Raw genomic sequence first — 16,541 nt, 5'->3', positions numbered from 1 at the left:
CGTGTCCCGCCAACCGACGCCGCCGCGTGGCTCGCACAGCCGATCGCCGTGCGGTGACTTGATCAGTGTTCGTCCTCCGGTTGGGCGTACCGCGGTCGGGGTAGACCGTGCCGGAATGGAGGCGCGGTGGTTGAGGTAGGGGCGGTGGTGTACGCGGCGGCCGGGGTGGCGACGCTGTTGGCCGCGGTGTTGCCGCGGGTGGTGAGTCGTGTTCCGGTGTCGGTGCCGATGGTGTTCCTGGGGTTGGGGGCGGCGGTGTTCGCCGTGTTCGGGGGGCTGCCCGCGCCGGATCCGGTGGCGCACGGGTCGGTGGCGCGGCACCTGACGGAGTTGTGCGTGGTGACGTCGTTGATGGGGGCCGGGCTGGCGCTGAACCGGCCGGTCGGGGTGCGGCGGTGGGGGACGGTGTGGCGGCTGTTGGGGATCTCCATGCCGCTGTCGGTGGTGGCCGTCGGTGTGCTCGGGTGGGGTGTGCTCGGACTGGGGGTGGCGGCATCGGTGCTGGTGGCGGCGGCGCTGGCGCCGACTGACCCGGTGTTGGCGACCGAGGTCCAAGTGGGGGAGCCCGCCGAGAACCCCGATGACGACGAGGACGAGGTGCGGTTCGCCCTCACCGCGGAGGCCGGGCTCAACGACGGCTTGGCCTTCCCGTTCACCCACGTCGCCGTCGCCATCAGCGTGGTCGGTGTCCTGCCCTCGGCCTGGCTGGGGCACTGGATCGCGGTCGACGTCCTGTGGCGCCTGGCGGCCGGTGTGGTGCTGGGCCTGGCCACCGGATGGCTGCTGCGCAAGCTGTTCTTCGGCTCCCGCTCTCCGAAGCTGCGCTTGGCCGAGCAGGCCGAAGGGTTCGTGGCCCTGGCGGCGACCTTCCTCACCTACGGGGTCACGGAGCTGGTGAGTGGCTACGGTTTCGTGGCCGTCTTCGTCTGCGCGTGCACGATCCGTGCCGCGGAGCGGTCCCACGGTTACCACCGCATCCTGCACCAGTACGTCGAGCAGACCGAGCGGATGCTGACCGTCGTCGTCGTGTTCCTGCTCGGCGGTGCCGCGGTGACCGGGCTCTTCGACGGCCTGCGCTGGTCGGAGGCGCTGTTCGCTGGCGCGGTCCTGGTGCTGGTACGTCCGGCGGCGGGCTTGGCTGGGCTGGCGTGGGGCAGGACGGGACCGCGCGAGCGGGTGGCCATCTCGTTCTTCGGCGTCCGCGGCGTCGGGTCGCTGTTCTACATCGCGTACGCGATCGGCACGGGCGACTTCGCGGACCCGGCGCGGCTGTGGCGTGTGGTGGGCCTGGTGGTGATCGGGTCCATCCTGCTCCACGGCGCGAGCGCGACCCCGGTGATGCGCCTGCTGGACCGCCTGCGCCGCCGAGAGGCCGACCCGGGACACGCCCCGGAGGCCACCCCGGTATGACAAACGGACGGATCGCCACGCGCACGGCGAGCCCGTCCCGGGACCCGACCGATCAGACCGCGGTGAAACGCTCCCGCACACGGTGCGACGTGAGCAGCCGCGTGAACACCTCATCCAGGTCGTCGCCAGCGACCGTACCGGGCGCGTCGGCCGGATACCCGCTACCGCCAGGTCCGTGCCCAACGTGCCGATCGCCTTTCCGCGGCGGAACAGCGGGATCACCCGTTGACCGACGGCGTAGGGTGCCCGCCTCTGCGTTGCGGCTGGGCAGCGCGGCATGTGGCGCCGCCACGGGACCATCGGTCTCCCCGCCACGGCGGGGGGCGGTCGACCGCCCCCCGCCATGACAGCGATGAGCTCCCCGCGATCAGATCACCCGCGTGCAGGTGGACCCTACGCGGTGCCTGGATCTCAGCGGCGGGAACCGCCGGTGTAGCCGCCGTTGCCGGAACGGGCGAATGACGTCGGGGTGGACTGGTAGTAGTACGAGATCTCGTTGGCGTCGCGGAAGGTGATGAGAACCTGCCCGCCGCCGACGGTGATCAGCGTTGGCTCGGTGTCCGAGGGGGAGCGGCTTCCCGAGACACCGTCCGCCAAGGCGGTCCACGCGTCGTAGGTGGTGCTGCCGGGGGCCGATTGCGCTGTCACGTACACGTAGGAGTCCGTTGAGCGGACCGCGAGGCGGATGCCGCCGTTTCCGTGCACCGTCGCGGCTGGCGAGCCGACGACCGACACACCGGCGATCGCGGACCAGGTGCCGGGGAAACCGGAGGTGGTCTCGCGCTGGGTGTGGAGCAGCCCGTCGGCGCGGCGAGCGTACACCTGGAGCTTGCCATCGGGGTTGACCACCGCGGCGGGCCGGTCGGTGATGGTTCCGCCGCCGACCGTGCGCCAGGTGCCCAGGGTGGTGCCGGTGTTCTTGGCCACCACCAGGGTCCCGGAGCTGTTGCGCACCAGGATCTCGAACGCCGTCCCGGACCGCACGACGGTGAAGTCCTGGGTGAGGTTGGTGCCGCCCAGCTTCACCCACGGCAGCAGCGGGCCGTCCACAGCGGCCTGCCAACGCGACCACAGCGCGCCCGCCGAGTCGACAGCGAAGCCGCGAACCAGGTTGTCACTGCCGCGCACGAAGGTGGCCGGACCAGGGGTCCAACCGCCCAGTGACGACGGTGCCGACCAGCTGAGCCAGTCCGCGGACTCGGTGCCCGTGCGGGTCTCGCCGTCCTGGCCGAGCACGAAGGTCTGCAGGCGGTCGCCGGAGCCGAGTACCGCCGCGGGTGTCTTGGTGTTGTTCGTCTCCGCGAACGGCGCCAGCTGCACGGTCCTGGGATCCGTGCCGACCTGCTTGCCGTGGACGACCCGGCCGTAGCCGTCGACGTAGAAGTACTGCGGCACACCGTTCTTGCCCAGCAGCGCCCTGGTCGGCGCCAGGTTGTCCAGCGGCACGGTGACCCTGCTCGGGAACGGGTTGGGGCTGAGCTTGCAGGCGTCGCTCATCGCGGTGGTGTCGACCTCGTTGCCCCACGCCGAGCCGACCTGCACGCCCTGGTTGTCGCCGCCGACCCACTCGTCGCTCGCCTCCAGGTAGCGGTACCAGAGCAGGTCGCCGTCCTCGGTGACGCCGTAGAGGATGTCGGCACCGGGGGAGAAGACCCGGATGAAGCCGTCCCACCCGGTGTCGACCTGCTTGTCGCGCTGCACGAACCGCTGGGACTCGGCGTGGTAGCGGAAGCGGATCAGTTGCCCGGTCGGCTTGCGGGCGTAGATCACGCCCGCGCCCGCCGCGGTGATCAGGTCGTACTGGCCCCAGCCGGTGGCGACCACGTCACCGGCGGCGTTCGCCCACGTCTGGCTGGTGTTGTCCCACAGGTAGGCGCGCAGCGCGCCCGCGGCGTCGACGGCGTAGATGCGCCCGGTCTCGTCGACGGTGACCAGGTTGCGGTACTGGGCCTGGGTGAAGCGCTGCCAGCCCTGGCCGATCGGCACGCCCGCACCGTCCCAGCCGGTGCCGTTCCAGCGGAACCGCTTGAGCGAGCCGTCGGTCGGGATGCTGTACACCACGCCGTCGGGACCCGCGAGGGTCTTGCCGAACCACTGGGTGCCGCGCACCTGGCCCTGCGACCACACCACCTGCCCGTTCTCCGGCTCCTCGTGCTGGTAGATCGCGAGGTCGCCGTTGGTCCTGGTGGTGAACACCGGCACGCCGGTGCGGCAGGTCAGCGTCGGGTCGGCGGCCGCCGACTGCCCTCCGCCGAGCAGTACCAGCGGGACGGCGGTGACTGCCGCCAAGAACGGCGTCGACCACCGAATTGCTCGTCGTCTCATCACATTTCCCCTGAATGGGATAGAAGAACGGAAAGCTGGATCGAGCTACCCTAACGAGCGCTTCCATCATCTCGCCATCATCTCGGTATCACCACGTTGATGGACTGAAAGTGCTGGTAGGACTGCTTGTGCGAACCGACTGGCGTGATGCATGCTCTGCCCGGTAATGGTGTGTCCTGAATCTTGGGGGGATGACTCCGGTGAATTCGAGCACTGTCCGAAAACGTGGCGTCCTCGGACGTTTGGCCACCACTCTCGTCATCGTCGCGGTGACCATCGGTCTTGTCGGACCCTCATTCCCGTCGCCGGTTCCCGACCTGTCCGATGGCGAGCGGGCACTGGCGGAGGCGATGGGGCTCGCACCGCGCCAGGCCTGGGGCGAGGCGAGCGCCGAGGCCGGTGGGTCCGCCGCGCCGACCCCGGCGGAGATCGGCAACCCCAACCAGGCCGCGTCTGTCTCGTTGCAGAGCAAGTACCCGCCGATCGCGGGGCAGTCGGCCGAACCCGCCGCCAACACGGTGCGGGTCGAGCAGGCCGAGTCGACGGTGCGCGGCTACGACAAGGCCTCCAGCCGTGAGGTGCCGCAGCAACGGGGCAGGCGGGAGCGGACCTTCCGCAACGCCGACGGCACGCTGACCACCGAGTTCTCCCGCGACCCGATCAACTACCAGGCGCCGGACGGGACTTGGCGGCCGGTCGACACCGCCATCGCCGACGCGGGCCGTGAGGGCTGGCGCAACGGCGCCGACGGCGTCGGTCTCGGGTTCAGCCGCACGGCCGACGCCGAGCGGTTGGTCCGGGTGCGGTTCGACGACGGGCACGAGTTCGCCTACGGCCTGCGGGGCGCCACAGCGTCGGCGGGCGTCGTCGCGGGCTCGACGATCACCTACCCCGGGGTGCTGCCCGGCGCTGACCTGCGCCTGGACTCGCAGGCGGGCGGGGTCAAGGAGACCATGGTCCTGGCGAGCCCCGATGCGCCGCACAGCTGGCTCTTCCCGTTGCGGCTCAGAGGCTTGACCGCCGCCGTTGTCGACAACCGGGTCGTGCTCACCGACGAGCGTGGTGTCGAGCGCGGTGTGGTTCCCGCGGGCTACATGACCGACTCCGCCGTGAACCCGCGCACCGGTGACCCGGCCACCTCGACCGGGGTCCGCTACTCCATCGTGGACGACACCGCGGCGGGCCCGGCGCTCAAGGTCGACCTCGACAGCGCGTGGCTGCGCGACCCGGCCCGCCGCTACCCGGTGCTGGTCGACCCCAGCGTCGAGCAGGCCACCGCCACCAGCACCCTCGTCGTCCAGGGTGGCGGCCGCACCACCGGCCCCGCTGACCTGCGGGTCGGCTTCAACGGCACCGAGAATGCCGCCACCTACCTCGCCTTCCCCGACATCGAGAACCGGCTGCGCAACCACCGCGTGTTCGGCGCGCAGCTCTACCTGACCAACTACTGGTCTTGGTCGTGCGCGCCGCGGTCGGTCACGGTGCACGGGGTCACCCAACCCTGGGGCAGCTCCGGGGGATACCCCGGACCGTCCGTCGGCCCCGCGCTGACCGGCGCGTCCTTCGCGCACGGCTACATCGGGCTGGAGCAGACCGGGTCGAGTTGCCCCACCGCCGCCGAGGTGGTGGACCTCGGTGTCGCGGGTCGCGACCTGGTGCAGCGCTGGGTCAACGGCGAGCAGCCCAACCACGGCCTGTCGGTGCGCGCCTCGGAGACCGAACCGTACGCCTGGAAGAAGTTCGCGGGCCAGGGCACCGCCAACCCGCCCCGGCTGTTCGTCACCCACACCGAGTACGACGCGGAGTACCGCATCGACCGGGGTGTGCCGGAACCGCCGGTGCACGCGCTGCAGGGTGGCTACGTCAAGATCACCGTCACCAACCGCGGCGCGCAGACCTGGACGCCCTCGACCTTCGCCCTCGGCCACCGCGCCTTCACCGCGCAGGGGACCCCGTTCGCGACGGTCGAGTCCGCGCAGTTGCCCGGTGACGTCCCGCGCGGCGCGTCGGTGACGCTGGACGCGTTCATCCCCGCCATGCCCGTCGGCGAGTACGTGCTCGACTTCTCGGTGCTGCGCAAGGGCGGCCCCTGGTTCACCGACGAGCAGATCCCGCCCGCCCGGTTGACCTTCCGCGTGGTCAACATCCGGCCGATCGTCAAGGCCCAGTACCCGCCCAACGGCTACTCGGCGCAGACGCTGACCCCGCAGCTGTGGGTGGACGCGGTCGACGTCGACTCGCCACCGGACCGCAAGCCGCAATACCGGTTCGAGGTCTGCGAGGACTACGTCAACGACGTGGGCACGAACTGCACGGGCTCCGGTTACGTCAACGACCGCACCTGGAGCGTCCCGGTCGGCGCGTTGCGCTGGAGCAAGGACTACCAGTGGCGCGCCTTCGGCTACGACGGCACGGCGGAGAGCGTCGCGCTGCCGCCGAGCCACCTGCTCACCGCGGTTCCGCAGCCGGAGATCACCTCGCACCTGGCCAACGCGCCCTACGGCGGCACCGACCAGGACTTCGACGCCCAGACCGGCAACTACCACACGGCCGCGGCGGACGCCGTCGTCACCGTCACCGGGCCCCCGCTTGACGTCACCCGCAGCTACAACAGCCTCGACCCGCGCCGTGACCTGGCGTTCGGGGCGGGCTGGTCGACCCGCTACGACATGCGCGCGGTCCCCGACGACGACGGCTCCGGCAACGTGGTGGTGACCTACCCCGACGGCCAGCAGGTCCGCTTCGGCCGCAACGCCGACGGGTCGTTCTCCCCACCGCAGGGCCGCTACGCCAACTTCCGCGCCGAGGTCGTGGAGAGCGGCGGCTGGGCGCTCGTGGACAAGGCGTTCACGGCCTACCGGTTCCGCGCGGACGGCAAGCTGGTCCAGGTCGTCGACGAGGCGGGCAACCGCGTCGAGATCGCCTACGACACCTCTGGCCGGATCAGCACCGCCACCAACCGCACCAGCGAGCGCGCGCTCACCTTCGCGTACACCGGTGGCCACGTCACCTCGGTCGCCACCGACGTCATCGACGGCCGCAGGCTCACCTGGACCTACACCTACAGCGGCGACGAGCTGACCAAGGTCTGCGACCCGCGCGGTGGCTGCACGACCTACGAGTACGGGACCGGCTCGCACTACCGCAGCGCGGTCGCCGACTCGCGGCCCGCTTCCTACTGGCGCCTCGGCGACCCGCAGGGGACCAAGGCCGAGAGCCAGGTCCGCACGAACCTGGGCAAGGACGACGGCATCGCCACCGACGTCACCCCGACCGGCGGTGCCATCTCGGGCACGACCGATGGCGCGGGCGACTTCAACGGCACCTCCTCGGTGGTCAAGCTCGCGGACGGGTTGGTGCGCAAGAACCGCGACCTCTCGATCGAGCTGTGGTTCCGCACCACCACCGGTGGTCCGCTGTTCGGCTACCAGCAGCAGGACATCAGCACGACCTCGGCGGGTGCGGTCCCAGCGCTCTACATCGGCCAGGACGGCAAGCTCCGCGGCCAGTTCTGGAACGGCGGCGCCCATCCGATCACCTCCGCGGGCACGGTCAACGACGGTCAGTGGCACCACGCCGTGCTGTCCGGATCACTGGCCACCCAGACGCTCTTCCTCGACGGCGTCGCCGTGGGCACCCAGCTCGGCGAGATCGCCCACCCGGACGCCCTGCACAGCCAGATCGGCGCCGCCTACACGGTCCCACCGGGTGCCTGGGAGAGCTGGGGCACCGACGCGCGGCGCTTCTTCCGCGGTCAGATCGATGAGGTCGCCTACTACGAGCACCCGCTCGGCGCGACCGCCGTCCGTGCGCACTTCCAAGCCCGCGCGCCCGCTGCCCAACTCACCTCAGTCACCACCCCGAGCGGGCGCGTCCAGGCCCGGATGTCTTACGACGCCGGTGCTGATCGGCTCACCGACTACACCGACGACAACGGTGGCCTCTGGCGGTTGGCCACCCCGGTCGTGACCGGCACCCCGGAGAACCTCGTCCGCACCACCAGGGTCACCGACCCGGGCAACAGGCACCACTTCTACGACTTCGACCCGCAACGCGGCCGGATCCTGCGCTACGTCGCACCACTTGGACTGTCCACAAGGGACGAGGACGCCCGAGATCCGGCTGGGGCGCCGACCACTCCGCCCGCACCGACCTGCCCCACCGGGCCGAGCGACACCCCGCCGAGCTACTGCGGAGGCGCGGGCACGCCCAACGGCGGCTGGATCGGTGGCCCCGTCAACGGCCAAGGAGTGCGCACCTTCGACTACGACGCACAGGGCTTCCAGAGCACGATCACCGATGAGAACGGCAGCGCCGTCGTCCTGGTCAACGACGCCCGCGGCAACCTGCTGTCCCGCAAGAGCTGCCGCGTCGCGCCGAACGACTGCCAGACCGCGTACTCGAACTACTACCTCAACCCCGCCGACCTCACCGATCCGCGCAACGACAAGCTGACCGAATCCCGCGACGCGCGCTCGTCCGGGCCCACCGACAACCGATACCTGACCACCTACGCCTACACCGGCACCGGCAAGCGCGGCCTGCTTGAGAAGCGCACCGCAGCCGATGGCGGCGTCACCTCCCGCGCCTACACCGACGCCAGCGGTGGCACACCGGCGTTCGACACCGGCAGCGCGCCCGCCGGGCTCGTCGCGTCCACCAAGGACAGCAGGGGCGCGGTCGTCACCTACCGGTACTTCCGCAACGGCGACCTCGCCGAGGAGAAGTCCACCGCCACCGGCTTGACGACGCGCTACACCTACGACGCGCTGGGCAGGTTGGCCAGTCAGACACAGATCTCCGACACCTACCCGCTGGGCCTGCGCACCACCTTCGCCCACGACGAGCTCTCCCGGCGCACGAGCACGACCGAGCCCGCCACCACCGACGCGATCACCGGCACCAAGCACACCCTGCGCACCACGGCGGTCCACGACGCGGACGGTCGTACGACCCGAGTCGACGTAGCCGACCTGACCGGCGGCGACGCCACCCGCACCACCACCAACGGCTACGACGACCACGGCAGGCTCAGTGCCGTCACCGACGCCGAGGGCGGCCAGACCTCCCACGGCTACGACGTGTTCGGCAACCGCGTCTGGACGGTCGACGCGGGCGGCGACAAGTACGAGTTCGCCTACACCGCGCGCAACAAGGTCTCCGAGGTGCGGCTGCGGTCGTGGCACGGCGACCCGGTGCCCGCGGGCGGCGGTACCGGCGGCGACGGCGATGGGCCCAAGGCGCCCGGCACGACGTTGGTCCTGCGCGCCCACACCTACGACCTCGCGGGCCGCCTCCTGCGCGAGACCGACGCGATGGGCCGCACCACCCGCTACGAGTACTACGCCGATGGCCTGGTCCGCCGGGTCGTGGCCCGCGGCGTACGGGACCCGCTCGACCAGAACGCCCCCGCTCGCGACATCGTCCTGGAGGACAACACCTACGACGGCGCGGGCAACGCGATCAAACAGGTCACCCCGGGCAACCGCGTCGTCACCAACGAGTTCGACGCGGTCGGTCGGGTCTCGGCCACCGCGCTCGACCCGGCAGGGCTCAACCGGCGCACCGAGTTCCGCTACGACACCGAGGGGAACCGCACCCAGGAGAAGCGCACCGGCGCCAGCTCCAACAGCGCTCGCGTCGACACCAGCCGGGTCGAGCTGACAGACCTCGTCTACGACAGCTCGGGCAAGCTCACCCAGCGGCGGGTCAGCAACGGGCCCAAGGTGCTGGTCAGCGTGTTCGGCTACGACCAACGCGGCTTGCTCCGCACCGCGACCGATCCGCGCGGTGCCGGCTACACCACCGACTACGGCTACGACGAGCACGGCAACGCCGTGTCGGTGACCGCGCCCGCGGTGCAGGTCGAGTCCGGTGGTGGCGCACCCTCCAGCACCCGACCGGTGACCCTGGTCGGCCGCAACACCTTCGGTGAGCCGACCGCGGCCAAGGACGCCAACGGCCGGATCACCACGACCGCCGTCGACCGGCTCGGCCGGACCGTGCGGACGGAGAGCCCCGACTACACCCGGCCGGGGGAGACCACGCCGGGACGGGCCGTCGTCACCACCAAGTACGACGCGCTCGACCGCCCGACAGAGGTGACCGACCCGCTCGGCGCGGTCACCCGGCTGCGCTACGACCAGCTCGGCAGACTGCGGGAGCGGCACCTGCCCGCCCCCGGCGGCACTTGGTCCTACTCCTACACCCGGGTCGGCGAGCAGCTCTCCGCCACCGACCCGACCGGGTCCCGGGTGGAGGCGACCTACGACGACCTCGGCCGCCAGGTCACCGCCACCCAGCTCGAGCGCACACCCACCCCGGCGGCGTTCACCACCAGGTTCGGCCACGACGACGCCGACAACCTCGTGCGCGTGACCTCGCCGACCGGCGACGTGACCCAGCACGGCTACGACGTGCTCGGCCGGCGGACCTCCAGCACCGACCCGGCGGGCGTCGTCACCCAGTTCGGCTACGACCTCGCAGGCAACCAGGTCCGGGTCTCCGACGGACTGGGCCGCACCCGGTTCACCAAGATCGATGCCGCGGGCGGCGTGACCGGGATCTACGACCTCGACCCGGCGGGCCGCATCCTGCGCCAGTCCACCGCCAAGTACGACGACGCGGGCAACCAGGTCGAGTCGCGCGACGCGCTGGGCGCGGTGACCAAGTGGGAGTACGACGCGGGCAACCGGTTGACCCGCCAGGTCGAGCCGGTCGCCGACGGCCGCGCGATCACCACGTCGTTCGGCTACGACGCGGTGGGCAACCGCACCCGGTACACCGACGGCCGCGGCAACGCGACCATCCAGACCGTCAACAGTCTCGGCCTCGCCGAATCCGTGGTCGAGCCCGCCACCGCGGCGCACCCAGCCGCGACCGACCGCACCTGGACCACCAGCTACGACCTCGCGGGCAACGCCATCCAGGTACGCGCGCCCGGCGGCATCACCAGGACCACCACCTTCGACGCGCTCGGACAACCGCGCACCGAGACCGGTTCTGGCGCCGAGGAGGCCACCACCACCCGCGTGTTCGACTTCGACACCGCGGGCAGGCTCACCGGCGTCAGCGCCCCAGGCGGCACGAACGTGCTGTCCCGCAACGATCGCGGTGCGCTCGTGGCCGCGACCGGACCGTCGGGGAACAGCTCGTTCGTCTACGACGCCGCCGGCAGGCTCACCGCCCGCACCGACGCGAGCGGCACCACCACCGCCACCTACGGTCTCGGCAGGCTGGCCGCGGTCCGCGACGGAGCGACCGGCACGACCCGGACCCTGTCCTACGACGGGGCGGGCCAGGTCAGCTCGGTCAACCTCGGCGCGGGCAATGCCCGGGACTACGTCTACGACGACTTCGGCAGGCTCAAGACCGACACCGTGCGCGGCGGCACGACCGCGGTGACCGCCACCGCGTACGGCTACGACCTCGTCGACCGGGTCAAGACCCGGGGCGTCACCACGGGGCCTACGACAACGGCCGATGCCTACGACTACGACCAATCCGGGCGCCTGGTCAAGTGGACGGTCAACGGCACCGCCACCGCCTACGAGTGGGATGACGCGGGCAACCGGACGAAGGCGGGCGCCAAGGTCTCGACCTACGACCAGCGCGGCAGGCTCCTCTCCGACGGTGACGCCACCTACACCTGGTCCGCCCGCGGCACCATGACCGGCCGCACCGCTGCGGGAACCACCCGTCCGTACGGCTTCGACGCGTTCGACCGCGGAGTGCGCCAGGGCAGCACGACCTACGCCTACGACGGCCTCGACCGCGCGGTGGCACCCGGGTTCTCCTACATCGGCACGAGCCGCGACCTGGCAGCCGACAGCACTACCACCTACAGTCGCGGCCCGGACGGGAACCTGCTCTCACTGGCCAGGGGACCGGACCGGCGCACGCTCCTGACCGACCAACACGGCGACGTCGTCGGCGGCTTCGACCCGGCCACGCAGATCAGCGGCCTCAACGAGACCACGTCGTACGACCCGTTCGGCCAGGTCCGGACCAGCACCGGCACCCGTCCCTCCCTCGGCTTCCAGAGCGACTGGACCGACCCGGCAACCGGCCACGTCGACATGGGTGCCCGCTGGTACGACCCAACCCAGGGCAGGTTCACCGCCAGGGACAGCATCGACCTGCCGACCACACCATCCACCCGCGCCAACCGCTACACCTACGGCGCGGCCGACCCCGTCGGCAACGACGACCCCACCGGCCACCTCAACTGCGGCACCGGCGGCGGGACGTGGCTCGAGGTGGGCCTGCAGGGCATCTGCACGGTCGCCACCAGCACGGCCGTCACCAGCGCGACGAAGTTCGCCACCAGGAAGCTGCCCGTCATCGGCTGGCCGCTGACCGCCTACGACCTCTACACCGACTTGAGGACCGGCCCCGAAACCAGCGGCCACCGCGGCGCCGTCGTCGTGCCGAAACCCAGAGTCGTGGCCCCCACCGAGGAAAAGCCGGAGGTAGGGGAAAAAGGCGATGAAGAGGTCGGAGACGAGGGCATCGGCCTGCCCCCACCCGTCCCACCGGGCATCGCTGCCCGCATCGCCGCTGAAGGCAGCGTGTTCAACGAGCGTGTCCCGTTGGTCCCTGGGGCCGCCGATCCTCGTTACGCCGATGGCAGGACGTCGTCGGGCTCGGACTCACCCTCGAACAGGGTCGGTGCGGGCGAGTACGGGGTGCAGGACGAGGACGAGGTCAACCGCCGAATCCGCGACACCCTCCTTGACGGCGCGCTGGACATCATCAAGGACATCGTCGAGGGACCACTGTCCGAACTGGATAGTGCTGACACCACGCACATCTACGAGGACGGCAACGTGTACCGCGTCGTCCGGGACGCCGACGGCAGACTGGTGCGGGTCGAGCTCGTCGTCGGAGGTCGCGGCGGCGGACGTGCGGGCGCGCTCGCCAAGATCGATCCCAACAAGTTCAACTACCTGTTCGGCAAGGTCAAGGAGGACGACCACAACACCCCGCGGGCGCTGCAGAACAAGAGGCAGTTCGCCAGGATCGGGATTCACGACTCTCCCGAGGGGCGGGCCTTGATCGAACAGCACTTGCGGGGGACGGTAGGCTCACCGGACAACATTCTGGAGAGCTATGTGAACGAGCACGGTTCCTTCCAGGTCCGCGAGTCCTTGTTGGCGGGCCCCAATGGATTTCTTGTGCTCAAGACCACGTGGGAGGTCCTCGATGACTCCCTGCGGCTCACGACTGTGATCCCGGTGGGTGGGTGAGAGATCAATGGCGCACATCGCCATTCCCTCGGACGACGAGTTCGCCACGACGTTCGGTGTCGCTTCCAGGTCTGTCGACGGAGAGGACGCCGTTCGCCAGATCGTGCTCGAGTCGGGTCGGGACGTGGTGACGCTCGTCGCTGACCTGCCGGGTGCGTCGGTGCGCCTCGTGTGGCGGCGTGACGACGTCGTCCTGCTCGACCTGTTCCGCGAGGCGGTCGAGCAGGTGGCCATCGTGGATGAGGACGGCGCGACCCGGCTCGTCGCCACGTCGGCGCTCGCGGGCTACCGGGGCGAGTTGATCATCCAGATCTTCCCGCGGGTTCGCGTCGAGGACCGGCAGTTGATCGTCTGAGCCCGACGAGCGGCCACCCGCTCCTTCGCTGAGCCCGTGGGGGCGGTCCGGACCCGGACCGCCCCCACGCGGCCACCAGCGGCAGACCACGTCCAGCGTCCTGTCTGAGTTCGCCGCCCGACCGACCACCGCTCGACTCATCATCGAGGCCTCGTGGCATCCGGCCCACAAGGGCCGAGTCCGGGAGTTTGGGTCAGGGCTTGGGTGTCTCGCCGGTGTCGGTGGGTGGCGTGGTGCGTCTTTCTTGCTGTTGGTCAACGATGTGCATTGCGGTCCCCCTTGTGGTGGTATCGCCCTCTCGGCGGTACAGGGGAGAACTATCGCGGGTGTAGTTTGATCGGTTGCTTGGGGAAACCTTGGCCAGGTAACGCTGGAATCGGCCTTGATCCACTGGCGGTGGTGCTGGATCGTGTGGGTTGTGGGCGAGGTGCCGAACTTCGGGGTCCTGGGGGTCATCCGGGTCCAGGTCGGTGCGGCGTTGATCGACGTCGGTCATGCGCGGCAGCGGTGTGTGCTGGCGGCGTTGCTGGTGGAGCCGAACCGGCCGGTGTCGGTCGATCTGCTGATTGAGCGGGTGTGGGGTGAGCGTCCGCCGACGCGGGCGCGGGGGACCCTGTACGGCTATCTGCACCGGCTGCGGCAGGCCCTCGCCGGGGTAGGTGCGGAGATTCGGCGCGGTGGTGGCGGCTACGTCTTGGAGGTGGACGAAGAGTCCGTTGACCTGTATCTGTTCCGGCGCCTGGTCGCCCGCTCGCGGCAGGCAGGCGACCGTGAAGCGCTGGACCTGTTGCACCGGGCGCTCGGTCTGTGGCGCGGCCGCCCGCTCGACGACGTCGACGGTCCGTGGGCGGACTCGGTGCGCCGGGTGGCGGAGCAGGACCGGTGGACGGCCCTGCTGCGGCGCAATGACATAGCCCTGCGCGAGGGGCACCACGACACCCTGCTCGCGGAGCTGCTGGACCTCGCCGACGCGCACCCGCTCGACGAGCAGCTCGCCTGCCAGCTGATCCTCGCGCTCTACCGCGCCGGACGGCAGGCCGAGGCGTTGGAGCGCTTCGAGTTCGTCCGGCGGGTGCTCGCCGAGGAACTCGGTGCCGACCCCGGCCACGAGTTGCGCGAGCTGCACCGCCAGATCCTCACTGGAGAACTCACCGGGTCACCCAGCGCAGACGTGCGGCCGCTTCCCCGGCAACTCCCGGCCGAGGTGCGGTTGTTCGTCGGCCGCCACAACGAACTCGCGCAGCTCGACAAAGCGTTGATCGGGACGCCCGGCGCATCCGCACTGGCGATCGTCGGGGTCGGCGGCATCGGCAAGACCACGCTCGCCCTGCATTGGGCGCACCGCAACACAAGCGCGTTCCCCGACGGCCAGCTGTACGCGGACCTCCGGGGTTTCGACCCGACAGGGACACCGGTGCCGCCCGCGGCCGTGGCGTCGCGCTTCCTGGCCGCGATGGGTGTGCCGTCCACCGCGTTGCCCGCCGACACCGACAGCATGCTCGCCCTGTTCCGCAGCGTGGTGGCCGAGAAGCGGGTGTTGGTGCTGTTGGACAACGCCCGCGACAGCGACCACGTGCGCCCGCTGTTGCCCGGGGGTTCCGCGAGTTCGGTGGTGGTCACCAGCAGGAACCGGCTCACCGGCCTCAGCGCCTCGCACGGCGTCCCCGTGCTGACCCTCGAAGTGCTCGACCGCGGCACAGCGCGCGACCTGCTCGCGGGTCACATGTCCGACGGCCGGGTCCGGGGCGAGCCCGACGCTGTCGCCGACCTGCTCGACTGGTGCGCTGGTCTTCCGCTCGCGTTGGCGCTGCTGGCAGCGCGGGCGACCAGCCACCCCGCGTTCCCGCTGCGCGTGCTGGCCGAGGAACTGCACCAAGCCGACGGCATCGGCGACTGGGACGCCGACGAGTCCAGTTCCGGTCTGCACGCGGTGTTCTCGACCTCGTGGCGTGCGCTGCCGGTCGCCACAGTCGAAGCCTGCTCGCTGCTGGGTCTGGTGCCAGGGCCGGACATCGGGGTGGACGCGATCGCCGCGCTGCTGGCGGCGTCCGCGTCGCGTGTCCGGGCGGTCATGCGCCCCGCGGAAGCCGCGCACCTGGTTCGTCAACCCGCCCCGGGCCGCTACCGGATGCACGACCTGGTCCGCAGATTCGCCGCGGAGCAGGCGGACCACGGCGACGTGCGGGCGCCGTTGAACAGGCTCGTGGACTACTACGTCGACACCGCCCTGGCGGCCGAGGCGGTGCTCTACCCCTACGAACTGCCCTTCGGCGCCAACCACTCGACAACGCGGTTCGCCGACGAGGACGAAGCGCTGGCCTGGCTCAGCGCCGAGTACCCAGGCCTGATGGCGATCCAGGCCGTGGCTGTGGACCTCGGCCGCCATGCGCCGGTCTGGCGGGTGGCGTGGGGGCTGGACACCTTCCAACGCCGCCAGGTGCACAGCGAGGACCAGGTGCGGGTCTGGAGCGCGGCCCTGCGGGCGGCCGAGCTGGCCGGTGACGCCGACGCCCGCGCGTTGTCGGCCTGGCGCCTCGGTGCGGCGCACAACCGGACCGGCAACCGCGCGCAAGCCCTGCGGTTGCTCGACCACGCGTTGGAGGTGAGCCTGGAGTCGGGCAACGGCCGGGCCCAGGCGAACGCGCACCAGGCCTTGGCGCCGGTGCACGAGGACATGGGCGACAACGCGCGAGCTCTCTCGCACGCCGAAAGCGCCCTTGCGATCCTGCGCGAGATGGGCAACGAGATGCGTCAAGCCCATGCCCTCAACCAAGCGGGCTGGTACGCGGCCAAGGTCGGTGACCTCGGTCGCGCCCGGGAACACTGCGCGGCGGCCTTGGAGCTCGCCAGCCGCCACGCAGACGCCGACGCGGAGGCCCGTGTCCTCGACAGTCTCGGCTACCTCGCGCACCTGGAAGGTGACCACATCCGAGCCGGGGACTACTACCGCCGCGCCTTGGCGTTGTTCGGCCGCACGCGGTCGATGTACGACTACGCCGACACCCTGGAACGCCTGGCCGACAACCACGTCGCCGGTGGCGATCTGCGCCGTGCGCGGTCGTTGTGGCGCGAGGCCCGCCGGATGTACGACACCCAGGGACGCGTGGACGGCGTCAACCGGATCTCCGTCCTGCTGGCGACCACCGACGAGGGGTGAACAGGCCGCACGCTGGCGATTCAAGGTTTCCCCGAGATGTACCGCA

At 70.8% G+C, this 16,541-nt stretch carries 5 protein-coding genes; 4 read left to right on the top strand and 1 reads right to left on the bottom strand.

What is annotated here, in order from left to right; genetic code table 11:
• Positions 1–126 precede the first annotated feature (126 nt).
• The gene (locus LV79_RS18055; RefSeq protein WP_285469960.1) at positions 127–1,410 is read left to right on the top strand and encodes a cation:proton antiporter; all 1,284 of its coding nucleotides are present in this window, start codon (positions 127–129) and stop codon (positions 1,408–1,410) included.
• A 411-nt stretch (positions 1,411–1,821) separates the two neighbouring features.
• Here LV79_RS18055 and LV79_RS18050 read toward each other — a convergent pair whose 3' ends face one another.
• Positions 1,822–3,735, bottom strand: coding sequence for a tachylectin-related carbohydrate-binding protein (locus LV79_RS18050; RefSeq protein WP_253838239.1), 1,914 nt, complete (start codon positions 3,733–3,735; stop codon positions 1,822–1,824).
• Between the two features lie 200 nt (positions 3,736–3,935).
• On the opposite strand from LV79_RS18050, the gene LV79_RS18045 reads away from it, so the two are divergent.
• From LV79_RS18045 to LV79_RS18035, 3 genes are all read left to right on the top strand, one after another.
• Entirely contained in the window at positions 3,936–12,983 is a 9,048-nt protein-coding gene (locus tag LV79_RS18045; RefSeq protein ID WP_253838232.1) for an RHS repeat-associated core domain-containing protein, read from the top strand.
• Positions 12,976–13,338, top strand: a complete 363-nt coding sequence (locus LV79_RS18040; protein WP_253838222.1) for a hypothetical protein — start codon at positions 12,976–12,978, stop codon at positions 13,336–13,338. Before LV79_RS18045 ends, LV79_RS18040 begins: the two co-directional genes overlap by 8 nt.
• A 418-nt stretch (positions 13,339–13,756) precedes the next feature.
• Positions 13,757–16,495, top strand: a complete 2,739-nt coding sequence (locus LV79_RS18035) for an AfsR/SARP family transcriptional regulator (protein ID WP_253838220.1) — start codon at positions 13,757–13,759, stop codon at positions 16,493–16,495.
• The last annotated feature ends 46 nt before the right edge of the window (positions 16,496–16,541 follow it).

It is taken from the genome of Actinokineospora globicatena, assembly GCF_024171945.1.
GTDB classification, from domain to species: domain Bacteria; phylum Actinomycetota; class Actinomycetes; order Mycobacteriales; family Pseudonocardiaceae; genus Actinokineospora; species Actinokineospora globicatena.
Note: the sequence above shows the minus strand (reverse complement) of the source record. Positions and strands in the feature narration are given on the sequence as shown.

What these genes read in the sequence shown, in the direction of transcription:
- LV79_RS18050 (WP_253838239.1), bottom strand. Translation starts at nt 3,735, where the DNA reads ATGAGACGACGAGCAATTCGGTGGTCGACGCCGTTCTTGGCGGCAGTC.